Source organism: Pseudomonas sp. K8, from assembly GCF_014889455.1.
Lineage (GTDB): Bacteria > Pseudomonadota > Gammaproteobacteria > Pseudomonadales > Pseudomonadaceae > Aquipseudomonas > Aquipseudomonas veronii.
This window is the reverse complement of sequence record NZ_VJWO01000001.1, coordinates 25,981-50,983: the sequence shown is the minus strand read 5'-3', so window position 1 is coordinate 50,983 and position 25,003 is coordinate 25,981. Positions and strand designations below refer to the sequence as shown.

26 protein-coding genes are annotated in these 25,003 nt (G+C 61.9%); 9 read left to right on the top strand and 17 right to left on the bottom strand.

All coding sequences use genetic code 11. From position 1 onward, the window contains the following. Positions 1–88 precede the first annotated feature (88 nt). The 3 genes from INT12_RS00235 to arcD (INT12_RS00225) all read right to left on the bottom strand — a co-directional run bounded on the left by INT12_RS00235 (position 89) and on the right by arcD (INT12_RS00225) (position 3,877). Positions 89–1,099: an ornithine carbamoyltransferase gene (locus INT12_RS00235; protein WP_193041125.1), complete on the bottom strand. Its 1,011-nt coding sequence runs from the start codon at positions 1,097–1,099 to the stop codon at positions 89–91. Between the two features lie 69 nt (positions 1,100–1,168). Next, the gene (arcA, locus tag INT12_RS00230; RefSeq protein ID WP_017847148.1) at positions 1,169–2,425 is read right to left on the bottom strand and encodes an arginine deiminase; all 1,257 of its coding nucleotides are present in this window, start codon (positions 2,423–2,425) and stop codon (positions 1,169–1,171) included. Positions 2,426–2,449: 24 nt separating this feature from the next. After that, entirely contained in the window at positions 2,450–3,877 is a 1,428-nt protein-coding gene (arcD, locus tag INT12_RS00225) for an arginine-ornithine antiporter (RefSeq protein WP_026140052.1), read from the bottom strand. Positions 3,878–4,317: 440 nt separating this feature from the next. Between arcD (INT12_RS00225) and arcD (INT12_RS00220) the strand changes: the two genes are divergently transcribed. Continuing rightward, on the top strand, positions 4,318–5,745 hold the full coding sequence (arcD, locus tag INT12_RS00220; RefSeq protein WP_046382266.1) for an arginine-ornithine antiporter: 1,428 nt from the start codon (positions 4,318–4,320) through the stop codon (positions 5,743–5,745). A gap of 59 nt (positions 5,746–5,804) precedes the next feature. Here the strand turns inward: arcD (INT12_RS00220) and INT12_RS00215 are convergent, their stop codons facing one another. The 7 genes from INT12_RS00215 to INT12_RS00185 all read right to left on the bottom strand — a co-directional run bounded on the left by INT12_RS00215 (position 5,805) and on the right by INT12_RS00185 (position 11,339). Continuing rightward, entirely contained in the window at positions 5,805–7,154 is a 1,350-nt protein-coding gene (locus INT12_RS00215; protein WP_193040435.1) for a CoA transferase, read from the bottom strand. Between the two features lie 40 nt (positions 7,155–7,194). After that, positions 7,195–8,538, bottom strand: a complete 1,344-nt coding sequence (locus INT12_RS00210) for a sensor histidine kinase (RefSeq protein ID WP_169883603.1) — start codon at positions 8,536–8,538, stop codon at positions 7,195–7,197. Positions 8,539–8,605: 67 nt separating this feature from the next. Then, positions 8,606–9,073, bottom strand: coding sequence for an LTXXQ domain protein (locus tag INT12_RS00205; RefSeq protein WP_046490095.1), 468 nt, complete (start codon positions 9,071–9,073; stop codon positions 8,606–8,608). 169 nt (positions 9,074–9,242) lie between these two features. Continuing rightward, the gene (locus tag INT12_RS00200) at positions 9,243–9,920 is read right to left on the bottom strand and encodes a response regulator transcription factor (protein WP_046382270.1); all 678 of its coding nucleotides are present in this window, start codon (positions 9,918–9,920) and stop codon (positions 9,243–9,245) included. A gap of 7 nt (positions 9,921–9,927) precedes the next feature. Then, positions 9,928–10,335, bottom strand: coding sequence for a translation initiation factor 2 (locus INT12_RS00195; RefSeq protein ID WP_017847155.1), 408 nt, complete (start codon positions 10,333–10,335; stop codon positions 9,928–9,930). A 106-nt stretch (positions 10,336–10,441) separates the two neighbouring features. Then, the gene (locus tag INT12_RS00190; protein WP_046382272.1) at positions 10,442–10,741 is read right to left on the bottom strand and encodes a YciI family protein; all 300 of its coding nucleotides are present in this window, start codon (positions 10,739–10,741) and stop codon (positions 10,442–10,444) included. Position 10,742: 1 nt separating this feature from the next. Then, a complete protein-coding gene (locus INT12_RS00185; RefSeq protein ID WP_102617891.1) occupies positions 10,743–11,339 on the bottom strand; it encodes a septation protein A in 597 nt (198 codons plus the stop codon). Positions 11,340–11,426: 87 nt separating this feature from the next. Between INT12_RS00185 and INT12_RS00180 the strand changes: the two genes are divergently transcribed. From INT12_RS00180 to rluB, 5 genes are all read left to right on the top strand, one after another. Continuing rightward, on the top strand, positions 11,427–12,290 hold the full coding sequence (locus tag INT12_RS00180; RefSeq protein WP_026140053.1) for a PHP domain-containing protein: 864 nt from the start codon (positions 11,427–11,429) through the stop codon (positions 12,288–12,290). A 13-nt stretch (positions 12,291–12,303) separates the two neighbouring features. Next, positions 12,304–12,933, top strand: coding sequence for an L-threonylcarbamoyladenylate synthase (locus INT12_RS00175; RefSeq protein ID WP_017847159.1), 630 nt, complete (start codon positions 12,304–12,306; stop codon positions 12,931–12,933). A 60-nt stretch (positions 12,934–12,993) separates the two neighbouring features. Continuing rightward, a complete protein-coding gene (locus INT12_RS00170; RefSeq protein ID WP_193058738.1) occupies positions 12,994–13,752 on the top strand; it encodes a segregation and condensation protein A in 759 nt (252 codons plus the stop codon). 12 nt (positions 13,753–13,764) lie between these two features. Further along, positions 13,765–14,691 (top strand): SMC-Scp complex subunit ScpB, encoded by a 927-nt coding sequence (scpB, locus tag INT12_RS00165; RefSeq protein WP_046382275.1) that lies wholly within the window; start codon positions 13,765–13,767, stop codon positions 14,689–14,691. A gap of 290 nt (positions 14,692–14,981) precedes the next feature. Then, positions 14,982–16,226: a 23S rRNA pseudouridine(2605) synthase RluB gene (gene rluB / locus INT12_RS00160; RefSeq protein ID WP_017847162.1), complete on the top strand. Its 1,245-nt coding sequence runs from the start codon at positions 14,982–14,984 to the stop codon at positions 16,224–16,226. A 111-nt stretch (positions 16,227–16,337) separates the two neighbouring features. Here the strand turns inward: rluB and INT12_RS00155 are convergent, their stop codons facing one another. Next, positions 16,338–17,297 (bottom strand): leucyl aminopeptidase, encoded by a 960-nt coding sequence (locus INT12_RS00155; RefSeq protein ID WP_193040434.1) that lies wholly within the window; start codon positions 17,295–17,297, stop codon positions 16,338–16,340. A 73-nt stretch (positions 17,298–17,370) separates the two neighbouring features. Beyond that, entirely contained in the window at positions 17,371–17,508 is a 138-nt protein-coding gene (locus INT12_RS00150; protein WP_193040433.1) for a hypothetical protein, read from the bottom strand. Positions 17,509–18,156: 648 nt separating this feature from the next. On the opposite strand from INT12_RS00150, the gene INT12_RS00145 reads away from it, so the two are divergent. Both INT12_RS00145 and arfB read left to right on the top strand, forming a co-directional pair. After that, a complete protein-coding gene (locus INT12_RS00145; RefSeq protein WP_102617889.1) occupies positions 18,157–19,572 on the top strand; it encodes an amino acid permease in 1,416 nt (471 codons plus the stop codon). Between the two features lie 110 nt (positions 19,573–19,682). Further along, entirely contained in the window at positions 19,683–20,096 is a 414-nt protein-coding gene (gene arfB / locus INT12_RS00140; RefSeq protein ID WP_017847165.1) for an alternative ribosome rescue aminoacyl-tRNA hydrolase ArfB, read from the top strand. Here arfB and INT12_RS00135 read toward each other — a convergent pair. From INT12_RS00135 to INT12_RS00125, 4 genes are all read right to left on the bottom strand, one after another. Next, positions 20,093–21,289, bottom strand: coding sequence for an MFS transporter (locus tag INT12_RS00135; RefSeq protein ID WP_104902577.1), 1,197 nt, complete (start codon positions 21,287–21,289; stop codon positions 20,093–20,095). The two genes, arfB and INT12_RS00135, sit on opposite strands and share 4 nt — an antisense overlap. Positions 21,290–21,392: 103 nt before the next feature. Continuing rightward, a complete protein-coding gene (locus INT12_RS00130; protein WP_046382277.1) occupies positions 21,393–21,575 on the bottom strand; it encodes a hypothetical protein in 183 nt (60 codons plus the stop codon). A 74-nt stretch (positions 21,576–21,649) separates the two neighbouring features. Beyond that, positions 21,650–21,778, bottom strand: coding sequence for a hypothetical protein (locus INT12_RS31600; RefSeq protein ID WP_017847168.1), 129 nt, complete (start codon positions 21,776–21,778; stop codon positions 21,650–21,652). A 160-nt stretch (positions 21,779–21,938) separates the two neighbouring features. Then, the gene (locus INT12_RS00125; RefSeq protein WP_017847169.1) at positions 21,939–22,250 is read right to left on the bottom strand and encodes a DUF962 domain-containing protein; all 312 of its coding nucleotides are present in this window, start codon (positions 22,248–22,250) and stop codon (positions 21,939–21,941) included. Between the two features lie 160 nt (positions 22,251–22,410). Here INT12_RS00125 and INT12_RS00120 point away from each other — a divergent pair, with 160 nt between their 5' ends. Then, positions 22,411–23,469 (top strand): AraC family transcriptional regulator, encoded by a 1,059-nt coding sequence (locus INT12_RS00120; RefSeq protein ID WP_102617886.1) that lies wholly within the window; start codon positions 22,411–22,413, stop codon positions 23,467–23,469. On the opposite strand, the gene INT12_RS00115 is transcribed toward INT12_RS00120, so the two are convergent. After that, positions 23,426–24,880, bottom strand: a complete 1,455-nt coding sequence (locus INT12_RS00115; RefSeq protein ID WP_017847171.1) for a TrkH family potassium uptake protein — start codon at positions 24,878–24,880, stop codon at positions 23,426–23,428. The genes INT12_RS00120 and INT12_RS00115 overlap by 44 nt on opposite strands. Positions 24,881–25,003: the final 123 nt, after the last annotated feature.

The window sequence follows — 25,003 nt, the reverse complement described above, 5'->3', positions numbered from 1 at the left end:
TGATACACCGCTATCGGGGGCAAGTCGAATCGTCGCACCGCCCCTCCCACATTTTGACCGTGTTCCTACAGTAGGCGTTGTGTCGAAATCAGATATCCGCCAACGCCGACACCAGGATCGCCTTGATGGTATGCATGCGGTTTTCCGCCTGTTCAAAGGCAATGTTGGCCGGGGATTCAAACACCTCTTCGGTCACTTCCACGCCATTGGCCAGGTTCGGATAACGCGTGGCGATGTCCTTGCCGACCTTGGTTTCGCTGTTATGGAACGCCGGCAGGCAGTGCATGAACTTCACCCGGGGGTTGCCCGAGGCTTTCATCATCTTGGCGTTGACCTGGTACGGCAGCAGTTGCTCGATACGCTCGTCCCACGCTTCCACTGGCTCACCCATGGACACCCAGATATCGGTGTGGATGAAGTCCACGCCCTTCACCGCTTCAAGAGGGTCTGCGGTGATGGTGATGCGCGCGCCGCTTTCTTCGGCAAAGGCCTGGCACTGTTTGATGAAGTCTTCGTGGGGCCACAGGGCTTTCGGCGCGCCGATACGCACGTCCATGCCCAGCTTGGCGCCGATCATCAGCAGCGAGTTGCCCATGTTGTAGCGCGCGTCGCCCAGGTAGGCGTAGCTGATGTCATGCAGCGGCTTGTCGCTGTGTTCGCGCATGGTCAGGGTGTCGGCGATCATTTGGGTCGGGTGGAATTCGGCGGTCAGGCCGTTGAACACCGGCACACCGGCGAACTTGGCCAGTTCTTCGACGATTTCCTGCTCGAAGCCACGGTATTCAATGGCGTCGAACATCCGACCGAGGACGCGGGCGGTGTCTTTCATGCTTTCTTTGTGGCCGATCTGCGACGACACCGGGTCGATGTAGGTGACGTGGGCACCCTGGTCGTGGGCCGCGACTTCGAAGGCGCAGCGGGTGCGGGTCGAGGTTTTTTCGAAGATCAGCGCGATGTTCTTGCCCTTGAGGTGCGCGCGCTCGGTGCCGGTGTATTTGGCGCGTTTGAGGTCGCGGGACAGGTCCAGCAGGTAGTGCAGCTCGCGGTTGGTGTGGTGCATCAGCGACAGCAGGCTGCGGTTGCGCATATTGAAAGCCATGGTGGATCTCCTTGTGTTCAGGTTATCCCCTTGGCCGACGCCTTGTGGGCGGCGGCCAAGGCCTGGAAATTAATAGTCGATAGGGTCGCGGATGATCGGGCAGGTCATGCAGTGGCCGCCGCCACGGCCACGGCCGAGTTCACCGGCACTGATGGTGATGACTTCCACGCCGGACTTGCGCAGCAGGGTGTTGGTGTAGGTGTTGCGGTCGTAGCCGATCACTACGCCAGGCTCCAGGGCCACGACGTTGTTGCCGTCGTCCCACTGCTCGCGCTCGGCGGCGAAGCTGTTGCCGCCGGTTTCGACCACACGCAGGGTTTTGAGCTTGAGGGCGGTGGCGACCACGTCGAGGAAGCTTGCGTCTTCACGGCGCACATCGATGCCACCGGGCTTGCTGTCGTCCGGGCGCAGGCTGAAGGCGACGATCTGGCTGACCACTTCGGGGAAGATGGTGACCAGGTCGCGGTCGCAGAAGCTGAACACGGTATCCAAGTGCATCGCGGCGCGGGATTTCGGCAGGCCGGCGACGATGACGCGCTCGACGGCTTTGTGCTTGAACAGGTTCAGCGCCAGTTGGCCGATGGCCTGGCGCGACGAACGCTCGCCCATGCCGATCAACACCACGCCGTTGCCGAGTGGCATGACGTCACCGCCCTCGAGGGTGGCGTTGCCATGGTCCTGGTCCGGGTCGCCGTACCAGATCTGGAAGTCGGCGTTGGTGAACTCGGGGTGGAATTTGTAGATGGCGCTGGCCAGCAGGGTTTCCTGGCGTCGCGCCGGCCAGTACATCGGGTTCAGCGTCACGCCGCCAAAGATCCAGCAGGTGGTGTCGCGGGTGAACTGGGTGTTCGGCAGCGGCGGCAGGATGAAGCTGGAGTGGCCGAGGAAATCGCGGAACATCTCGATGGTCTTGCCACCGAAGCTGTCCGGCAGGTCATCGGCCGACACGCCACCGATCAGGAACTCGGCGATTTTGCGCGGCTCCAGGCTGCGCAGCCACGAGCCGACTTCGTTGATCAGGCCGAGGCCGACCTGGTTGGCGGTGATCTTGCGTTCCAGAATCCAGTCCAGGGCTTCGGGGATGGCGACGATATCGGTCAACAGGTTGTGCATTTCCAGCACATCAATGTCCCGTTCGCGCATCTTGGTGACAAAGTCGAAATGGTCGCGCTTGGCCTGGGCCACCCACAGCACATCATCGAACAGCAGTTCATCGCAGTTGTTGGGGGTCAGCCGCTGGTGGGCCAAACCTGGGGAGCACACCATGACTTTACGCAGTTTGCCGGCTTCGGAATGTACGCCGTACTTCACTTTTTCCGTGGTCATTACAGATCCTCCAGTGAGCAACAATTACATAGTCAGGAAGCCGGCGTAGAGGCCATAGGCAGCCACCAGGGCGCCAACGACCACCGCAGCGAAAATCAGCTTCTCGACGTTGGTGAAAATCGGTTTGCCCAGTTCATGCTTGGCCTTGGCGAACAGAATCGCGCCAGGGGCATAGAGCAGGGCGGAGAGCAGCAGGTATTTGGTACCGCCGGCGTAGAGCAGCCAGACCGCATAGATCAGCGCGATCGCGCCGATGATCAGGTCCTTTCTGCGCTCGGCCGGGGCGTTTTCGTAGGTCTCGCCACGTACCGCCAGCAGCAGCGCATAAGCTGCCGACCACAGGTAAGGCACCAGGATCATCGAGGTGGCGAGGTAGATCAGCGACAGGTACGTGCTGGCGGAAAACAGGGTAATCACCAGGAACACCTGGACCAGAGCGTTGGTCAGCCACAGGGCATTGGCCGGCACGTGGTTGGCGTTCTCGCGGCGCAGGAACTCCGGCATGGTGTGGTCCTTGGCGGCGGCGAACATGATCTCCGCACACAGCAACACCCACGACAGCAGCGCGCCGAGCAGCGAGATGACCAGGCCGACGCTGATCAACACGGCGCCCCAGTGGCCCACGACGTGCTCCAGCACGGCAGCCATCGACGGGTTCTGCAGCTTGGCCAGTTCCGGTTGGGTCATGATGCCCAGGGACAGCACGTTAACCAGCATCAGGAACAGCAACACGGTGATAAAGCCGATCACAGTGGCCTTGCCCACGTCGCTGCGTTTTTCGGCCCGCGCCGAGAAGATGCTTGCGCCTTCGATGCCGATGAACACCCACACGGTGACCAGCATCATGTTGCGCACTTGGTTCATCACGCTGCCCAGGTCCGGGTTTTTCAGGCCCCAGATGTCAGCGGTGAAGATATCCAGCTTGAACGCGAATACGGCGATCAGCACGAACAGCACCAGCGGCACGACCTTGGCGACGGTGGTCACCAGGTTGATGAACGCCGCTTCCTTGATCCCGCGCAATACCAGGAAATGCACGGCCCACAGCAGCACCGAAGCGCCAATCACCGCGGCCGGGGTGTTGCCCTCGCCAAAGATCGGGAAGAAGTAGCCGAGGGTGCTGAACAAGAGCACGAAGTAGCCGACGTTGCCCAGCCAGGCGCTGATCCAGTAACCCCAGGCGGACGAGAAGCCCATGTAGTCGCCGAAGCCGGCCTTGGCGTAGGCATATACGCCGCCGTCGAGATCGGGTTTGCGGTTAGCCAGGGTCTGGAACACAAACGCCAGGGTCAACATGCCTACAGCCGTAATCACCCAGCCAATCAGGACGGCGCCGACATCGGCGCTGGCCGCCATGTTTTGCGGCAGAGAGAAGATCCCGCCGCCAATCATTGAACCCACGACAAGTGCAACCAGTGCGCCAAGTCGAAGTTTTCCGGCAGATTCAGACATTGCATGACTCCAATGCAGGAGAAGAGAGACCACAGAATAATTCCGTGCGCTAATCAAACAGCTGACTTAGATCACATCATTGGCACATTCCATTGTGAATTAATGACTTAGAGTGAAAATTCCGTGCGCGCGATAGTGCCGCCAAGGCGCTCGTCGTAGAGCCTCTATGCGCTTTTTTATTATTAAGGTTTCCCAATTGCCGGGACGTTTCAAGCTAGTCCCTTTTGGTGAATGTGCAAACTTTTTCCGGGCCGGCTTGGCAAGACGCTCAAAACCTTAAAGTTCAATACTTATTTAATTTATAAATTTGACTAAACTCTGTTGTTTGACATGCCTTTGGGTTATTAGAGCCTGCGTTTTATTCGCGATATCTGATAAACGCTAACGCGCCTGCGTAAATTAGTTGAGTACACGGTGGTTCTTTTAATTCTGGAGAATTCATGTCGCAATCGTCTGAAAAGCTTCGACTCAGCGCCTTGATCGCCCTGGTGGTGGGCTCCATGATCGGCGGCGGGATTTTTTCCCTGCCACAAAACATGGCCGCGCGCGCGGAAGTCGGCGCGGTATTGATCGGCTGGGCGATCACCGCCGTGGGCATGCTGACCCTGGCATTTGTGTTCCAGACCCTGGCCAACCGCAAACCCGAGCTGGATTCCGGGGTGTATGCCTACGCCAAGGCCGGTTTTGGCGACTACATGGGCTTCTCGTCTGCCTGGGGTTACTGGATCAGTGCGTGGATGGGCAACGTCGGCTACTTCGTGTTGCTGTTCAGCACCCTTGGCTATTTTTTCCCGGTATTCGGTGAGGGCAATACGCCAGTGGCCATCGGCTGCGCCTCGGTGTTGCTGTGGGCCGTGCATTTTCTGGTGATGCGCGGGATCAAGGAGGCGGCGTTCATCAACCAGATCACCACCGTGGCCAAGCTCGTGCCGCTGTTGATGTTCGTGGTCATCGCCGGCGTGGCGTTCAAGGCCGATGTCTTCACCGCCGACATCTGGGGCCTGGGCAAGCCGCATTTCGGCAGTGTGATGAATCAGGTGCGCAACATGATGCTGGTCACGGTGTTCGTATTCATCGGCATCGAGGGCGCCAGCGTGTACTCGGCGCGGGCGCAGAAACGCTCGGACGTGGGCCGGGCCACGGTGATCGGGTTTCTCGGTGTGCTGGCGCTGCTGGTGCTGGTGAATCTGCTGTCCCTGGGGATCATGAGCCAGGCGGAACTGGCGCAATTGCAGAACCCGTCCCTGGCCGGCGTGCTGGAGCACATCGTCGGTCCCTGGGGCGCGCTGCTGATCAGTATCGGTTTGGCGGTATCGCTGCTGGGCGCGTTGTTGTCATGGGCGCTGCTCTGCGCGGAAATCCTCTACGCCACGGCCCATGACAAGACCATGCCGGCCTTCCTGAAAAAGGAAAACGCCAATCAGGTGCCGGTCAATGCGCTGTGGCTGACCAATGTGATGATCCAGATATTCCTGGTGATCACGCTGTTTTCCGAAAGCACCTACACCACCCTGATTTACCTGGCTTCATCCATGATCCTGGTGCCTTACCTGTGGTCGGCAGCCTACGCGGTGTTGTTGAGCGGGCGCGGGGAAACCTACGAAGGTGCCCAGCGCCAGCGTCTGAAAGATCTGCTGGTGGGCTTGATTGCATTGGGCTACGCGGTGTGGCTGCTGTACGCCGGGGGCCTGAAGTACTTGCTGCTGTCGGCGTTGCTGTATGCGCCGGGCGTGGTGCTGTTTGCCCTGGCCAAGCGCGAGCAGGGCCTGCCGTTGTTTACCCATGTGGAAAAAGGCATTTTCGCCTGTGTGATTGCGGGCGCGGGGTTGGCGGCGTATGGGCTGTATAGCGGAGTGTTGTCGTTATGAGCCGGGTGGCTTGATCGTGTGGGCCTCATCGCGGGCACGCCCGCGATGGCGGTCTCAGGTCACCAGCGAGGCCGGTGCGACCCCAATTCCCCTGCCGGCAAATCCCACTGCAACGGTGTGCCGCTGATGGTCAGCGGCGCGAGCAATCGGTGCGCCGGTCCCCAGGCGGTTTGCTCCACCACCAGCCCCTGGTCTTCGAGGGCTTCGGCCCGCAATGCCGGTTGCTCCGGAACCGGCCCGGCCTCCATCAAGCATTTTGCCGTGCGCGCCAACGATAATCGCGCCGAGCCGCCACGGCCGGACGCCAAGCGCTCGCGCAGGGCCTGGATCGCGCTGGCCGCCATCAAGTAGCCGGTGGCGTGATCCAGCGCCTGCAACGGCAGCGGCACAGGTTTATCCGTGTGTTTCCAGGCCATGCCCGCGTCGGCGATGCCGCAGCTCATCTGCACCAGGCTGTCGAAGCCCCGGCGATTGCGCCACGGGCCGCTCCAGCCATAGGCGTTGAGGCTCACGTCGATCAGGCCGGGGGCGAGCTGTTGCAATGCGTGGGCGGTGTAGCCCAATTGCTCGAGGGCATCGGCGCGGTAACCGTGGAACAGGATGTCGGTGTCTTTGAGCAACCCTTCGAAAACCTGGCGGTCTGCGGCGGTTTTCAGGTCCAGGCGCGCACAGCGTTTGCCCAGGGTCATTTCCGGCACTACGCCCGGCTCGTTCCAGGTCGGCGAGTCGATGCGCAACACGTCCGCGCCCAACCCGGCGAGAAAACGACTGGCCACGGGGCCGGCCAGCACGCGGGTCAGGTCCAGCACTTTGAGGCCGGCCAGCGGGCGAGCCGCCGAGCCGCGCCAGAGCCTGTTGGCGGTGGGTTCAAAGGTTTGGCGCTGAACCAGGTGCTCGGCATTCACCGCCAAGCCTTGGGGATGTTGCTGCCAGGCCTGCCACGACCGCATCTGCGCGGCACAACCGCCGGCATCGACAATCGCCTGCTCCAGCTCGGCAGCGTTCCACGCGACGACCTTGCTCGCCATCCCGGCACGGTCAGCGACGTGGCCCAGCACCCGCTCGGCAGCAGCACGGTGATGCGGCGCGTTGGTGTGCAAGCGAATCCAGCCGTCGGCGCTGGCATAGTCGCCGGCCACCGGGTCCCACAGTGGCGGTACTTGCCAGCCTGTGGGGCGGATCGAAGACGAGAACCAGAAAGACGCGAGGCGTCGGTCCACGCTCACGCTGGGCAAGCGCCCGGTCTGTTGCAGGATGAGTTGGGCAACTGCCTGGCCGGCGGCGCCGATGCTGGCGCAGGCCAGGTCGCTCACGGCGAAGATCGACGGCAGGGCGCCGGCCCCGGTCGAGGTCAGCGGGGTGCGCGGTAGATCGAGTGCGGCTTGGATGGGAGTCAGCAGGTCAGTCATCGAAGGCCCTCCATAAGAGAAGGGCCACTATAGAAGATCATCACACCGGTGTGACAACTCCCGGCGTCAATGGCAGCTCGATACTGGCGCTGAAACCGCCATCGGGATGATTGGCCAGGATCAGGTTGCCGCCATGCCGTTCCGCTGCGCGCCGTGCAATCGCCAGGCCCAGGCCGTGGCCCTGCGCCGTTTGGCCGGGGGCGCGGTAGAACGGCTCGCCCAGTTGGCTCAGGTGCTCGGCTTCGACGCCGGGGCCGTGGTCGCGTACGCTGATCAGAATGCGTTCGCCCAGGCGGCGCGCCTGCAACTCGATCGGTTGGCCGGGCGGGTTGAAGCGCTGGGCATTGCGCAACAGGTTATCCACGGCGCGTTCGATCATGGTCGGCCAGCCTTTGAGGCGCAGGTCGGGATCGGCGCTCAGTTGCACCACTTGGTCCGGCGCGCTGAGCTGAGCGTCCTTTTGCAGGGTCTTGAGCAGCGGGATGAGGTCGACGTCTTCGGCACTGGCGTTGTCGGCATCGACCCGGGCCAGCACCAGGATTTCGCTGATCAGTGCTTCCAGGCGGTCGCACTCGCGGGTCAGGCGCGGCCAGAGTCTTTCCCGTTCCTCGGGGCCGGCCCGCTCGGCCAGGGCCAGGGCGATACGCAGGCGGGCCAGGGGCGAGCGCAGTTCGTGGGACACGTCTCGCAGCAGCTGGCGCTGGCTGCCGATCAGGCTCTGCAAGCGTGCGCCCATGCGGTTGAAGTCGGTGGCGAGTACGCCGAACTCATCGCGGCGGTTGGCCAGTTGCGCCAGGCTGTTCTGCTGGTAGGTGGCCTGGCCGAGGTCGTGTACCGCGCCACGCAGGCGGCTTAAGGGGCGGGTGATGGACAGTGTCACCAGCAGGCTGAACAGGGTCAGCACCACCAGGGCAATCGCCAATGCGCTCAACGGCCACATCAGGCTGCTGCGGTGCCAGGCGTCCAGCTCCGGGTGGGGGATGCGATAGATCAGCAGGTAGGTGTCGCCGGTCTTTTCGCTGGTGTACTCGGCGGTCAGGCGCCGCCAGGGCAGGTGGCCGTCCTTGCTGTCGTTCTGCCGGGCTTCGAAGGCGGCGGCGCGGCGCGGAAAGGTGCCGCGTACCACGGGCTCGCCGCTTTCGTTGAGTACTTGCACGTCAATGTGATACTGACGCTTGCGCTGTTGCAGCAAGTCTTGGGCGGCGTCCTCGCCCTGGGTTTCGTAGAGTTGGGTCCACTCTTCGGCCAGGTTATTGAGACCGGGGTGGCGGCTGAGAATCCAGGCGTCCTGGTTGAGCATATGCCCAAGCAGGATCGACAGCCCGGCAACCAAGGCGATAGCCAGCCAGAAACTGGCCAGGATGCGCCAGAACAATGAACGCACAGGAAACCCTCAAACAGGAAAAGCCCAGCGGCGCGAACCGCTGGGCTGGGGCAGTGAAGCTAACGCATTATTGCGCTTTTTGCGGCTGCTGCGCTTTCCAGGCCTGGAATTCCTTCCATTCGGCGCGGCGTTGTTCCTGTTTCTTGACGATCTCGTCGAATTTCTTCTGCTGGTCAGGCTTGAGTACGGCACGGATATCGGCCTGGGTTTTCTGCTTGCCGGCGGCGATTTCATCTTGCATGGCTTTCTGGTCAGCAGCCGGGAGTTTGTCCAGATACTTTTTGACCAGGTCTTTGCGAGCCTGCCATTGGCCACCCATCAGCTTGCCAATTTGCTCGCGCTGTTCCTTGCTCAAGTCCAGCTGGCTGAGCGGGCCACCTTTGCCACGCGGACCGTGTTCACCGCCGTGGCCTGGGCCACCCATCATCATGTGGCCTTCTGGGCCGCCCATCGGGCCTGGGCCTTCGGGCATTGCCGCCATGGCAACGGTGGGCAGGGCAGCGGCGAACATCAGAGCGATTAGGGTCTTGCGCATGGTGATTCTCCTGTCTCTATTCCGGTGAGTCCGGATGTGAGTAGATTACGGAGATCAAGGTCAGCGGCGGTCAGGTGTGGGTAAAGCTTGGGTAAAGAGGGTTTTGGCGGCGGCTGACAAAACCCTTGGAAACGAGCAGATCAACGGTGGGATCAGTGTGGCGCGGGGTTCAGAGGCTGTAGTAGTAGCCGCGGCTGCGCAGCGCCACGATCCGTGGCCGGCCATCCGGGTGCGGGCCGATCTTCTTGCGCAGGTTGCTGACGTGCATGTCGAGGCTGCGATCGTAGAGGGTCAACTTGCGGCCGAGGGCGATCTGCGCCAGTTCCTGTTTATCCAGCGGTTCGCCGGGCTGGCGCAGCAAGGCTTCGAGCAGGCGGCTTTCGGAGACGGTGAGGGTGAATTCCTGATTGTCGATGCTGACCACGCCGCGCACCGGGCTGAAGCACAGGTCGCCCAGTTCCAGCTGGGTCGACACGGCAGCCGGGTGGCTGCGACGCAGCACCGCGCGCAGGCGGGCAGTCAGTTCCCGCGGGTCACAGGGCTTGGCCAGGTAATCGTCGGCGCCCAGTTCCAGGCCGAGGATGCGGTCCAGCGGCTCGCCCCGGGCCGACAGCATCAGCACCGGCAACTCCGGATGGTCGTTGCGCAATTGCTTGAGCAGCTCCAGGCCGCTGCCGTCGGGCAACATCACGTCGAGCACCACGGCCGCCGGGGCGCTGTCGGCCAAGGCTTTGCGGGCGCTCAAGCCGTCGTGGCAGGCGCGCACCTGGAAGCCTTCCTGGCCCAACCAACTGGTCAGCAGCTCGCAGAGCTCCTGGTCATCATCTATCAGTAACAGCTCGCTCATGACTCACTCAATTTAGCCATTGTCGACGGCGACGGTGCCCACCGCTGGCGAAGATCCCGCACAGCAAGGCGATCAGCGCGACGGCCGCGCCGGTGACAAACCACTGCTGCTGCTCGGTCAGCCATCGGGTCAAGCCGCCGCCCTGTGCCTCTTTGAGTTGCTGGGCCAGGCGTTGGTTCTCTTGGCGCAAGCGACTCAACTGGGCACTTTCACGCGCAGAATCCGTGGTTTGCAGTTGCTTGCTCAGTTCTTCACGCAGCCGTTCGCTTTCTTTCAAGCGTTGCTGCAATTCGGTGATCTGGCTGCCGGCGCTCAAGGACAGGGGCGTAGAACTGCCGGTGCTTGAGGTTTCTTCAGCGTGGGCCGTAGCCCCGATCATTAACACTGCCAACAGACACAACTGACGTAAGCGCATCGGAACTCCTGATTCCACACGAATATTCAGAACGTTGTCGGCAGGTTACCCAGAATAATGAGCAATTAGGAGTGCGCCGAACCGAATTGGTTCGGCGCAACCGGGGTCAAGGCAGGACTTGCTTGAACGGTTTGATCACCACGTCCGCGTAGACGCCGGCCGCTACATACGGATCGGCCTTGGCCCAGGCCTGGGCATCGGCCAGGGACGCGAACTCGGCAACGATCAGGCTACCGGTGAAACCGGCGTCGCCCGGGTCGTTGCTGTCGATCGCCGGGAGCGGGCCGGCCAACACGATGCGGCCTTCGGCCTGCAGTACTTTCAGGCGCTCGACGTGGGCCGGGCGCGCGGAGAGGCGTTTTTCCAGCGAGTTGGCAACGTCGGTGGCAATGATGGCGTAGAGCATGTCAGTCCTCGGTTTTCGGCGAAGTGGGTTCGGTGTCATGCAGGTGGCGCGACAGGTAGATGCCTTGGCCGACCAGGAACAATAAGGTCATGCCCAGACTGCCGAACACCTTGAAGTCGACCCAGTAGTCCTGGAAGGTGAAGGCCACGAACAGGTTGGCGGCGCCGCAGAACAGGAAAAACACGATCCAGGCCATGTTCAGGCGGGTCCATACCGGCTCCGGCAGGGTCAGGGCGTGGCCCATGATCCGCTTGATCAACAGGCGGTCGCCAATGAAGTGGCTGCCGATAAATGCCAGGGCGAACAGCCAGTTCACCACCGGGGCTTTCCATTTAAGGAAGGTTTCGCTGTGGAAAGCCAGGGTCAGGCTGCCGAAGACCAGGCAGGCGACCAGGGTCAGCCATTGGCTTTTTTCGAGTTTGCGCTGGGAGATGAAGATGGCGCCGTAGACCACGATGGAGCTGATGATCAGCACGGCGGTGGCGCTGTAGATGCCTCCGAAGGTCAGTTCATGGCCGGCGAGATCGATGACCCTGGGGTCGAGTTTGTAAACGATGAAAAACAGCAACAGCGGGATGAAGTCGATGAATTGTTTCACAGTAAGAGCCAGAAGCTGGATGTGGCGGCATAATAACAAACATCCTTGGTAGCGAAAGCGCCACCTGACTTGAGGTTACACACTTCCGTGAATGTTGATTTGCACTGCCACAGCACGGCCTCCGATGGCGCCCTGGCGCCCGCGGTGCTGGTTGCGCGTGCGTTTGAAAAAGGCGTGCGAGTCCTGTCGTTGACCGACCACGATACCCTCGAAGGCCTCGACGAAGCGCGCGAAGCCGCCCAGGCCCTGGGTATGCAACTGGTCAACGGCGTGGAATTGTCCTGCACCTGGGGTGGCGCCACCATTCATGTGCTTGGCTACGGTTTCGACCAAAAAGCCCCGCCGCTGGTGGAGGCCGTCGCCCAATTGCGCGATGGCCGCTGGCTGCGCTCCGAAGAAATAAGCCGCAAGCTCGGCCTCAAAGGCATGTCCAACGCCCTCGACGGCGCCCGGGCCATCCAGCAGGAACTGGGCGACAGCGGCAACGCACCGGCCCGGCCGCATTTCGCCGATTGGATGGTGCGCGAAGGGTTTGTCCGGGACCGCGCCGAAGCCTTTCGCAAATGGCTGGGCGCCGGCAAGCTGGGCGACGTCAAGCAGCACTGGCCGACCTTGGACGACACCGTCGAGACCCTGCGGGCCTCCGGGGCCTGGGTCAGCCTGGCACATCCCTGGCATTACGATTTCACCCGCAGCAAGCGTCGCAAGCTGATTGGCGACTATATTGGTGCGGGCGGCCACGCAATTGAAGTGGTCAACGGGCATCAACCCGCCGAACAGGTCGGCAGCCTGGCGATTCTTGCCCGTGAATTTGGTCTGCTGGTCAGCGCCGGCAGTGACTTTCATGGCCCAGGCGGCTGGTCCGAGATCGGCGAATATCGCCCGGTCCCGGAAGACTTGCCGCTTTTGTGGGGGCGATTCAAGCATGACCCCATTATTGCCACCGTCTGAACAGGTAGAGCACGTGAGTCAATTCTTCCAGATTCATCCGGAAAACCCTCAGCCACGCCTGATCAAACAGGCCGTGGAGATCATTCGCGCCGGTGGCGTGGTGATCTATCCAACGGATTCGTCCTACGCCATCGGTTGTCAGATCGGCGACAAAAACGCAGTCGAGCGTGTCAGACGCCTGCGTCAGTTGGACGACAAGCACAACTTCGCGCTGATCTGCAGCGACCTGTCCCAACTGGGCCTGTTCGCCAAGGTCGACACCGGCACCTTCCGCCTGCTCAAGGCCCACACGCCGGGGCCGTACACCTTTATTCTCAACGCCACCCGCGAAGTGCCGCGCCTGCTGCTGCATCCGAAGAAGCGCACCATCGGCCTGCGCGTGCCGGAACACCCGATTGCCCTGGCGCTGCTGGCCGAGTTGGGCGAGCCGCTGATGAGCGTGTCGCTGATCATGCCCGGCGCCACCGAACCGCTGGAAGACCCTTACGAAATGCGCCAACTGTTGGAAAAACACGTCGACCTGATCATCGACGGTGGTTTCGGCGGCGGCAAGGCATCCACCGTGATCAACCTGGCCGACGGCGACCCCGAAGTGATCCGCGTCGGCTGCGGCGACCCTGCGCCGTTTATGGCCGAGGCCTGAATGTCGGCCGTGGAAACCGTCGACAGCCAGGCCGGCGCCCAGCAGGAACTGCCGTTTGCCATGGTGTATGGCCAGGCGGTCATGGAAATGCCGCTGGACCTGTACATCCCGCCGGATGCCCTTGAAGTGTTCCTCGAGGCCTTCGAAGGCCCGCTGGACTTGCTGCTGTACCTGATCCGCAAGCAGAACATCAACATCCTTGACACCCCGGGGGCGGAAATCACCCGCCAGTACATGGGCTATGTCGAGCTGATGCAGTCGGTGCGCCTGGAACTGGCCGCCGAGTACCTGGTGATGGCCGCGATGCTCGCCGAGATCAAGTCGCGCATGCTGTTGCCGCGCTCGGAGACGATCGAGGCCGAAGAGGACGACCCGCGCGCCGAACTGATCCGACGCCTGCAGGAGTACGAACGCTTCAAGGCCGCCGCCGAAGGCATCGACGGCCTCAGCCGCGTGGGCCGCGATGTGGTGGTGCCCAAGCTCGATGCGCCGGAAGCCCGGGCGCGCAAGCTGTTGCCGGACGTGAGCCTGGAAGAGTTGCTGATGTCGATGGCCGAGGTACTGCGCCGTGGCGACATGTTTGAACACCACCAGGTCAGCCGCGAGGCGTTGTCGACTCGCGAGCGCATGAGCGATGTGCTCGAACGCCTCAAAGGCGGCGGTTTTGTGCCGTTTGTCGAGCTGTTCACCGCCGAAGAGGGGCGCCTGGGGGTGGTGGTGACCTTTATGGCGATCCTTGAGCTGGTCAAGGAATCCTTGGTCGAGCTGGTCCAGAATGAGCCTTTTGCGGCTATCCACGTGCGGGCGCGAGCCGAATAACGAGCTGAATCGATGAATCTGACTGAACCCCGCGAACTGGCCCCGCTGCTGGAGGCCTTTCTTCTGGCCTCGGGTAAGCCGCAATCCCTGGAGCGCCTGTTCGAACTCTTTGAAGAGGCCGAACGTCCTGAACCGCCGGTCTTCAAGAAAGCCCTGGAGATCCTGCGCAAGTCCTGCGACGGCCGCGCCTTTGAACTGCGCGAAGTGGCGTCGGGTTATCGCCTGCAGATACGTGAGAAGTTTTCCCCATGGGTCGGCCGCTTGTGGGAAGAACGCCCGCAGCGTTATTCCCGGGCGATGCTGGAAACCATGGCACTGATCGCCTATCGCCAGCCGATCACTCGCGGTGAAATCGAGGACGTGCGCGGCGTGGCGGTCAACAGCCATATCGTCAAGACGTTGCTGGAGCGCGAGTGGATTCGCATCGTCGGTTACCGCGACGTGCCCGGCAAACCGGCGATGTTCGCCACCACCAAGGTGTTCCTCGACCACTTCAACCTGAAAAACCTCGACGACCTGCCGCCCTTGGCCGAATTGCGCGAGATGGAAACCGAGCCGGAACTCGACTTCGACGACGCCCCGGTCCCGGCGAGCCTGCAGGAACTGGCCGATGCCACGGCCGAGCCGGAAGAACCGAAGGACGAAACCAGTTTCCATACCTTGTTGCTGGAACTGGACGACATGGAGCAGGGGATCAAGACCGACTTCGATGACTTGCTGCGTGATGGCGCGGCCGAGCCCGAAAGCCAGGTGAATGTTGAAGTCGAGCCAGAGCCCGAAGCGGAACCTGAGGAAGACATTCTCGGCGTCGCCCAAGCCCGCGAAAAACTCCTGGCTGCCGTCGCCGCCCTCGAACAGCCGCCGCTGAGCGACGAAGAGGACGAAGCCCGTGCCCTGGCCGAAGCGATCGAGGCCGAGCGCCGTCAGCTCGACGACTGACGCCCACCTTGTAGGAGCGAGCTTGCTCGCGAAAAAACCAAGAGCACCGCCGACAACCAGATTCCCCGCGTTATCGTTGACGATTTTCGCGAGCAAGCTCGCTCCTACAGCCGGTGGGCACCACCGGTCGGCGGAAAAACCACCGACTCGGCACTTATCGACTAGCCTCTGATGCGCAACGCGCGCCATGCGCGTATGATTCGCGACCCTTTGCCGATGTATTCGGCCAAAGCCCCGCTTTCAACACTCTTCAGGCCACGCCTGAATCGACCCACCGGGAGGTGCTTAAGATGAACGATAAAGACCAGAACGACAGCCAGGAAATCGGCCCAGCAGGCGAAAAACTGCAAAAGGTGCTGGCGCGTATCGGCGTGGGCTCGCGCCGCGACGTCGAAGCCTGGATCACCCAGAAGCGCATCAAGGTCAACGGCGTCGAGGCCACCCTTGGCCAGCGCGTCGACCTGCACGATGCAATCACCATTGATGGCAAGGTCATCAAGCGTGAAGAGGCCGCCGAATCGGTGCGCCGCGTGATCATGTACAACAAGCCCGATGGCGAGATCTGCACCCGTGACGACCCGGAAGGCCGTCCGACCGTGTTCGACAAGATGCCAAAGCCCAAAGAAGGCCGTTGGATCAACATCGGCCGTCTCGACATCAACACCACCGGCTTGCTGATGTTCACCACCGACGGTGAGCTGGCCAACCGCCTGATGCACCCGTCCTACGAGATGGACCGCGAATACGCCGTGCGTGTGCGTGGTGAAGTCGATGACGAGATGATCGAACGCTTGAAAGCGGGCGTCGTCCTCGAAGACGGCCCGGCCAAGTTCACCGACATCAAGCAAGCACCCGGCGGCGAAGGTTTCAACCACTGGTACCACTGCGTGGTGATGGAAGGTCGCAACCGTGAAGTGCGTCGCCTGTGGGAATCCCAGGGCCTGGTGGTCAGCCGCCTGAAGCGCGTGCGCTTCGGTCCGGTGTTTCTCAACTCCGACCTGCCGATGGGCCGCTGGCGCGAAATGAGCCAGTACGAAGTCGACATCCTCAGCGCCGAAGTCGGCCTGACGCCGGTCGCGATGCCGCAGATGAACGCCAAGAGCAAAGACAAGCTCGAACGCATGCAGCGTAAATCGTCGCGCCCGGTGGCCCGCACCGAACGCGTTGCCCGCACCCTGCGCCCAGCGCTGGATGCACCGGCTACCGGCGGGCGGATTTCCCGTGAGCCGCACATTGAAGGCGAGCGTCGTCCAACCGCGCCATCGCGTCAGGAAGGCGAACGTGCGCCACGCACGCCGCGTCCTGCCGGCCGTGGCGAAGCGCCAAGCGGTGGTCGCGGTAATCGCGGTGAAGCCGGTCGCGGTGCGCCCGCAGGTCGCCCGGCCGACAACGCCAGCACCAAGCGCCCAGCCAAGCCCGCGCCGAACAAGCGCCCAGGCCTGAAACTGGTGGCGGACGAGCCCTCGGGCAAGCGCCGTGGCGCGCCGGCCGGTTCCGGTCAACGCCCGGGTTTTGGTCGCAAGAAACCGCAGTGATGTAACGGCTGCATAAAAACGCCAACCCTCGGGTTGGCGTTTTTTTTGGATCTGCATTTGCAATGCCATCAACTGTGGGAGGGAGCAAGCCCCTCCCACAGTTGGATCTGATCAGAACGCAAAGGTACCATCGAACACCGGCTTGTCATCCAGCGCCAACACCCCGCTGGCGAAGATCAAATCCAGGTGATGACTGCCTTTCTGCCCGCCACCCAACCCAAGGTGCAGGCCGCAGTGACGCTCTTCGAACCCGGCGTTGCGCGCATACAGATCCTTGACCCCTTCATTGGTACCGATCCCCAGTTCCTCCACGCGGCGGTTCGATGGGTTGGCGTTCAGGTACTTGTTGAAATCGTCCGCCAGCCCCGGGACGTCGCTGGCGACACTGCAGATGGTCGAGTTTTCGATCCACAGCTCCAGCGGTGATTGCAGCACGCCATATTTACGGGCGAAGGGGATCGTGCTGAGGAAGGTGCCGACAAACCGCACCTGGCCGTTGATGGCTTCGCTGTGGGTGGCGATCTCGCCGGGGGCCAGGTCGTGGTTGCCGATGCCGTTGATATTGGTCCACTTCTTGATGCTGCTCAGCGGTGCTCGCAGGCGTGAGCCGTGCCGATCGCTGAAGCTCAGCACCGAGGCCTGGGACATGCTCCGGATCAGCGTGGCGTTGAGGTCGGCGATGCGTTGCGGCTCGACGCTGAAGGTGTCGTAGAAGTAGTCGCCGTAGTCCTTGAACAGCAGGGATTTTTTCCAGTGCTCGGCCATTACGCCATGCAAGGCGCGGATAAAGTCCGGGCCTTCGGCGCGGGGGTTGGGCAGGGTCGAGGCGTCGTAGAAAAACAGGTACAGGTCGCAGGTTTCGATGGCTTCGGCCAGGGTGTCGCTGGCGGCCAGGTCCAGGCGCTGCACCTGGAAGTTGAAGCGGGCGGCGCTGCCGAGGCTGATCGCCTGGGCAATCGCCTCGTAGCGTTCGGTATGGCCCAGCAGCACAGTCGGCCGGCTCAAGCCGCTGAGGGCCGGATGGTGGGCGAGGTAGTAGAGAAAGTGTTCGACGGCGCGGGCCTTGTCCATGACGGGTGTCCTTGTGTGCCTTGGGTAAGGGGGCAGGCGCAGCGCACTGCGCCTGCCGGATGCCTGCCGGGGGTTAGAACGGCCATATCGCGGTGCCAAAAGGCACCACGGCATCGGCTTGCATCATTTCAACGGCGGCCTCATGGGTCGGCGCTTCAAACCAATCGTCGAGTTGCAGTTCGGTTTCCAGGTCGTTTTCCAGTGCTTGCATGGTGTATCTCCTAGAGGACGTTGTTTGAGAACGGCTTACCCGCGGGCTTCGCTGGGCAAGTGAAAGAACCTAGGTGAGAGTGTTTCGGAATGCAAAAATTTTATTGACACGGTCTCATTTGGATTTTTTGTTCTGTTTTTAGCGCGCCATTTTTTCCCCATGCAAAACAGCGCACTGGGGCAGGCGAGTGTTCGGATATGTCCTACCGCCAATTTTTTGTGAACTGACAGATACTGGCTGGGTGTAACGCCGATTTTCCGCGTTGTAACGATTGATTTACGCAAAAGGCCTGCGGTATCGGGCCAGCACCGTGCTGTAAGGAATACCTGACAGATTGTCGCGGAGGCTCGCGAGGGCCGTCCGCAAGCGGTCGAGCGGTGTACAATGCGCCGCGTTTTACTGTGACCCCCTTGCGTAACCGCGCAAAAGGCCAAGACCTCAGGGTTAATCCACCCTGATCACTCCGCCTGGCCACGAGCCAGACGGGTTCGATTTCGTCACAGATAAAAACAAACAGGTGACGCATGACCGATAGAACGACGCTGTATTCCTGGTGCCTGCGCTGGGGTTTGAGCGGCGCTGCTTGAGTCGAACAACAAGGCAGCAACCTGCATTCAACATCATCAAACCTTGCGTGAGAGCCTTTTCATGAGTGGACCCGATTCCTCTTCAGGCGAACTGAAACGTGGCCTGAAAAACCGTCATATCCAGTTGATCGCCCTCGGTGGCGCCATCGGCACCGGCCTGTTCCTGGGCTCGGCCGGGGTGCTCAAATCCGCCGGCCCGTCGATGATCCTGGGCTATGCCATCTGCGGCTTCATTGCCTTCATGATCATGCGCCAACTCGGCGAAATGATCGTCGAAGAGCCGGTAGCCGGCTCCTTCAGCCACTTTGCCCACAAATACTGGGGCGGTTTCGCTGGCTTCCTGTCGGGCTGGAACTGCTGGATTCTGTACATCCTGGTGGGTATGTCGGAGCTGACGGCTGTCGGCAAATATGTGCATTACTGGTGGCCGGAGATTCCGACCTGGGTGTCGGCGGCGGCGTTTTTCGTGTTGATCAACCTGATCAACCTGGCCAACGTCAAAGTCTTCGGCGAGGCTGAGTTCTGGTTCGCCATCATCAAGGTGGTGGCCATCGTCGGCATGATCGCCCTGGGCAGCTACCTGCTGGTCAGCGGCAGCGGCGGCCCGCAAGCCTCGGTGAGTAATCTGTGGGAACACGGCGGCTTCTTCCCCCATGGTGTCGGTGGGTTGGTGATGGCCATGGCGCTCATCATGTTCTCTTTCGGCGGCCTGGAAATGCTCGGCTTTACCGCGGCCGAAGCCGACCAGCCACGCACCGTGATCCCCAAGGCGATCAATCAGGTGATCTACCGCATCCTGATCTTCTACATCGGCGCCCTGGTGGTGCTGTTGTCGCTGACGCCGTGGGACAGCCTGCTGGCGACCCTCAATGCGTCCGGCGATGCCTATAGCGGCAGCCCATTCGTGCAGGTGTTCTCGATGCTCGGCAGCAACACTGCCGCGCATATCCTCAACTTTGTGGTGCTGACCGCCGCGCTGTCGGTGTACAACAGCGGCACCTACTGCAACAGCCGCATGCTGCTGGGCATGGCCGAGCAGGGCGACGCGCCGCGGGTGTTGGCGAAGATCGACAAGCGCGGTGTGCCGGTGCGCTCGATCCTCGCCTCGGCGGCGATCACCCTGGTGGCGGTGCTGATGAATTACCTGATCCCGCAACACGCGCTGGAACTGCTGATGTCGCTGGTGGTGGCCACGCTGGTGATCAACTGGGCGATGATCAGCTTCTCCCACTTCAAGTTCCGCCAGCACATGAACCGCACCGGCCAGGTGCCGTTGTTCAAGGCGCTGTGGTATCCGTATGGTAATTACCTGTGCCTGGCGTTCGTGGTGTTTATCCTGGTGATCATGCTGATGATTCCGGGGATTCAGGTCTCGGTGTATGCGATCCCGGTGTGGGTGGCGTTCATGGGGCTGTGTTACTGGATCAAGAACAAGCGCCGCGCGGATCAGCGTCTGGCGATGGCCGCGCTGGAGTAACCCTTCGATGCTGTTGAGCAAACCCGGCCGCGTGCCGGGTTTGTCGTTTGAAGGGATGGGCGGGGCGCATTCGCGTATCCTTGGGCTCCCCTTAGAGGAACCCGTTGCTCATGCTGGTGATTTCCAACAACGTCCACTTGCCCGACGCCGAGATCGAGCTGACCGCCATTCGCGCCCAGGGCGCCGGCGGGCAGAACGTCAACAAGGTGTCGAGCGCGGTGCATCTGCGCTTTGATATTCCGGCCTCGTCGTTGCCGGAATTCTATAAGGAGCGCTTGCTGGCACTGCGCGACAGTCGGATTACCAGCGACGGCGTGCTGGTGCTCAAGGCCCAGCAATACCGCACCCAGGAACAGAACCGCGCCGATGCGCTGGAGCGCCTGGTGGAGTTGATCCTCAGCGCCACCAAGGTGGAGAAGAAACGCCGCCCGACCAAACCGACCCTGGGCTCGAAGAAACGCCGCCTCGAATCCAAGACCAAGCGCGGCAGCATCAAGGCCGGGCGCGGCAAGGTCGACTTCTAGGCGTCGCGCGCCTCGCGGGCCTTGGGGGCTTGCCGGTACAGGTAGACACTCAGCAGCAACCCGACCAAAGCGGCGAGGGCGGCGAACAGGAAGATCGACGCAAAGCCAAAGCCGGCCGCCACGGCCCCGGCCAGCGGGCCGGTGATCCCCAGCGACAGGTCGATGAACAGCGAGTACGCGCCCACCGCCGAACCCCGGCTGGACGCAGGCACCAGATTGACCGCCTCCACTCCCAGCGCCGGAAACACCAAAGAAAAACCGAAGCCGCTCAACGCCGCGCCCGCCAGTGCCCACGGCGCATCCGGCGCCAGCCACAGCAACAGCAAGCCCAGCACCTCCACCGACAGGCAGGCGATCGCCACGCGAAAGCCGCCGATGCGGTTGATCAAATTGCCGAACAACAGGCGCGCGCCGATAAAACTGGCGCCGAACAGGCTCAGTGCCCACACCGCGTTATCCCAATGCTGGGTGGTGTAATACAAGGTGATGAAGGTGGCGATGGTGCCAAAGCCGATGGAGCCCAGCGCCAGTGCGCAACCGTGGGGCAATACCCGGCCCAGCACATTCATGAAAGGCAGGCGCACCCCGGCGACAATTGGTGCCGGCTCTTTGCGCCACGCCAGCAGCAGGCCCACCGCCGCCAGCAGCAGGATACTCACGCCCATGCTCCACAAGCCGAGGTGACGCACCAGCAGCACCCCCAACGGCGCGCCGACCGCCAGGGCGCCATAGCTGGCGATGCCGTTCCACGAGATGACCTTCGCCGTGTTCGCCGCCCCCACCCGGCCAATGCCCCAGCCGATGGCGCCCGAACCTACCAGGCTTTCGGCACTGCCCAGCACCAGGCGGCCGATGAGCAGGCTGCCCAGGCTCAGCGCCGGCAGGCTGGAAAACCACGCCGCGAGCAACATGAACACGCCGCTCAGGCCGCAGCCCGCCAGGCCGATCAGCACAGCGCGCTTGCTGCCCAGGTTATCGATGACGCGCCCGGCATACGGCCGGCTCAGCAGGGTGGCGAGGTATTGCACACTGATCACCAGCCCGGCGATCACCGCGCCAAAGCCCAGCTCACTGTGGACATAGCCCGGCAACACGGCCAGGGGAATGCCGATATTCAGGTAGCCGATAAAGGTGAACAACACGATGGAAACAACTTGCAGCGTGACCGCCATGGGGCGCTGGGTATCTGGCATGGGAAGGGTCCACTGTCGCAGCAGGTAAAGATAGGCTGCTAATGATACCGATGCTTTGGCCCGCGCAGGGCAGTAAAAAGCCAAAACGTCGGTCTAAACCGCGTCAGGACCGGGCAGGGGCGAGCAATTGCGTGGTGACCAGGGCGGCCAAGGCGTTTTCCTGGGTGCCGAAGCGCTTGAGCAGCAGGGCCTGTTTGTCCGCGTTGAGACGGTTCCATACGTCGACCATCTGCAGGGCAGTGTCGAGTATGGCGGCGTTGGGGCTATCGGAGTGGTTGTCGGTCATGGCGGGTATCTCGGGAATTTCAGGCAGTGTGGAAAGCGCTCAAAGGTGCGCTTTCCACACGGTCTGGTACGGCGTCAGTCCTGGCTTTCGCGGTCGACTGGTTTTGCTTCTTTGGCCTCAGGCTGCTTGTCGCCGGCCTGCTGCGGTGTTGGCTGCTCTGTTGGGTGCAGGCTTGGGAAGGGGAGATTAGGTATCTCGTGCATCGTCGTCGCTCCTCGCAAAGTCTGTTTTTTCAATCGCAGGTGATTCCGCGCTCTCAAAAAGCCTTGGCAGGATACAGCACTGTAAATGACAAAAAGACTTTTATATCGACGGACGGACAAAGCGTCATCGTTAAAGCACAAGTGACCAGACGTCGCACGGCTAGAACGGCACTTTGCCCAGGATCATGTCGCGGTACATCACGAAATCCCCGAGCAGGCTGTAGAACGGATGCTGGAAGGTCGCCGGGCGGTTCTTTTCGAAGAAGAAGTGGCCCACCCAGGCGAAGCCGTAGCCGGCGATGGGCACCGCAATCAGCAGGCCGAGGGCGCCTTTGCCCAGCACATACGCCAGAAGCCCAATCACCAGCGTGGTGCCGATAAAGTGCAGGCGCCGGCAGGTGCTGTTGCCGTGTTCTTTCAGGTAATACGGGTAAAACTCGGCGAAGCTATTGAATTGCTTGGTATTTCCCACGGTGGTCGGCCCTCTGATTGTTATGCCGTCGAACAGTTGTTCGGCGGGGAGCTTATTTAAGTCTAGAGTGATCAGTGGTAACAGCCAGTGACATTAGATGCCACTTTAGTATCCTTGCCTTCCTGGCTGCGGTTTCAGCCTGCTTTATTAAGAAGACGCCATGAGCGAACGAACAACTTCTGCAAGCTGGGCGATGGGGATAGTCAAGGCACTGGAAATGGACGGCCTGGATTGCCAGGTGTTGTTCAAACAATTGGGCCTGGACTATGCCGCCCTCAACGACCCCGATGCGCGCTTTCCGCAAGACTCCATGACGCGGCTGTGGCAGCGTGCCGTGGAATTGTCGGGCAACCCCGCGATTGGCCTGAACATGGGCAAAGTGGTGCGCCCGGCGTCGTTTCACGTGACCGGTTACGCGCTGATGTCCAGCAACACATTGGCGGAAGGCTTTATGCGCCTGGTGCGCTACCAGCGGATCATCGCCGAAAGCGCTGACCTGAGTTTCCAATTATTACCCGAAGGCTATGCGCTGATTCTGACAGTACATGGCGATCACCTGCCGCCCACCCGGCAAAGCGCCGAAGCCTCGCTGGCCTGTGCGCTGGCGCTGTGCGGCTGGTTGACCGGGCGTACCCTGCAACCGCGCAAGGTGCTGCTGCAAGGTGAGCAACCCGCCGACCTCGCGCCCTACAAACAGGCGTTCCATGCGCCCCTGGAATTCAACGCGGCCTATGACGCGCTGATTTTCGAGCGCGCCGACATGGAGGCGCCGCTGCCCACCGCCAATGAGGCAATGGCGCTGCTGCACGACCGGTTTGCCGGTGAATACCTGGCGCGCTTCTCCGAAAGCCGCGTGACCCACAAGGCGCGGCAGGTGCTGTGCCGCCTGTTGCCCCAGGGCGAACCCAAGCGCGAAGTGGTGGCCCAGACCCTGCACCTGTCCCAACGCACGTTGCAGCGGCGTCTGCAGGAAGAGGGCACCAGTTTCCAGACCCTGCTGGACGACACCCGCCGCGAACTGGCCGAGCAATACCTGGCGCAGCCGAGCATGACCCTGCTGGAGATCGCCTACCTGCTGGGCTTTGCCGACCCGAGCAACTTCTTCCGCGCCTTCCGCCGCTGGTTCGACGCCACGCCCGGCGAGTACCGCGCGCGGTTGCTGGATACGTCGACGGTCAGTGACGCCAGAACGCCGGGATGCACAGAACAAAGACTGTAATGATTTCCAGCCGGCCGAGCAGCATGCCCAGCGCCAGGATCCACTTGGCCGCGTCCGGCAGGCTGGCGAAGTTGCCGGCCGGGCCGATGGTTTCGCCCAGGCCCGGGCCGACCCCGGACACCGTGCTGGCGGCGCCGGTCAGCGCGGTCATCCAGTCCAGGCCGAGCAGCGACAAGGCCAGGGCGATCATGCAAATGGTGATGGCGAAGAAAAACGAGAAGGTCAGGATCGAACGCACGATCTCTTCGTCGAGGCGGTGGCCGTTGTACTTCTGCTTGATCACCGCGCGCGGGTGAATCAACTGGTTCAAGTTGGCCTTGAGCAGGATATAGGCGACTTGGAAGCGGAAGATCTTGATCCCGCCCGCCGTTGACCCCGAGCAACCGCCGATAAAACCCAGGTAGAAAAACAGCATCAGTGAGAAATTGCCCCACAGGCTGTAGTCCCCCAGTGCAAAACCGGTCGTCGTCACCACCGACGTCACGTTCAGGGCCACATGGCGCAGCGCATCCAGCCAGTGCAGGTTGGTGGTCCACCAGTACCAGGTGCCGAGCACCAGCCAGGTCATCAACAGCAAGGCGAGCAAACCCTGCACCTGCTGATCCTTGATCAACGCCCGACGGTTGCCGCGCAACGTGGCGACGTACAGGGTGAACGGCAGGCTGCCGAGGATCATCACCACCACCGCTACCCAATGCACCGCCGGTTGTTTCCAGTGCGCCAGGGACTCATCGGAGGTGGAAAACCCGCCGGTGGAAATCGCCGACATCGCATGGTTGATCGCATCGAACAAGCCCATCCCGGCCCACCAGAACGCCAGGCTGCCGAGGATGGTGATGCCCACATACGCCGCCACGATCAGCCGCGCCACCATGTGCGAACGCGGCATGACCTTTTCCGAGCGGTCCGAGGACTCGGTCTGGAACAGGCGCATGCCACCGATGCGCAGCAGCGGCAGGATCGCCACCGCCATGCCGATAAAGCCGATCCCGCCGAGCCAGTGCAGCAGCGAACGCCACATCAAAATGCCGGGCGACATGGTGTCCAGCCCGCTCAACACCGTGGAACCGGTGGCGGTGATGCCGGACATGCTTTCAAAAAACGAGTCGGTGTAGCTGATGTTCTGCGTCAGGAAAAACGGCAGCGCGGCGAAGATGCACACCACCACCCAACTGCTCACCGTCAGCAGGTACATGTCCCTGGGACGCAGGTGGATATGTTCCGGGCGACCGGGAATCACCAGGGCCAGGCCGGCGATAAAGGTAATCAGGCTGGCCCACAGGAACGACGGCAGGTCGCTGGTGCGTTCGAAGATCACCAGGATGACCATCGGAACGACCATGGCGATCGCGAGGGTGATCAGGAAGATGCCGATGATGAAGCCAATGATGCGAAGGGTCGGCAACGCCATGAAGTCTGCTCGGGTGACAGGGGAAGGGCGCCATTCTACCTGGGGTGCAGGGCATGTAAACCTTGGCCGCCGATCGGCGGCGCGTAGCTATGTAGCGCATGGTTCAGGGGGGGCTTAGGCACG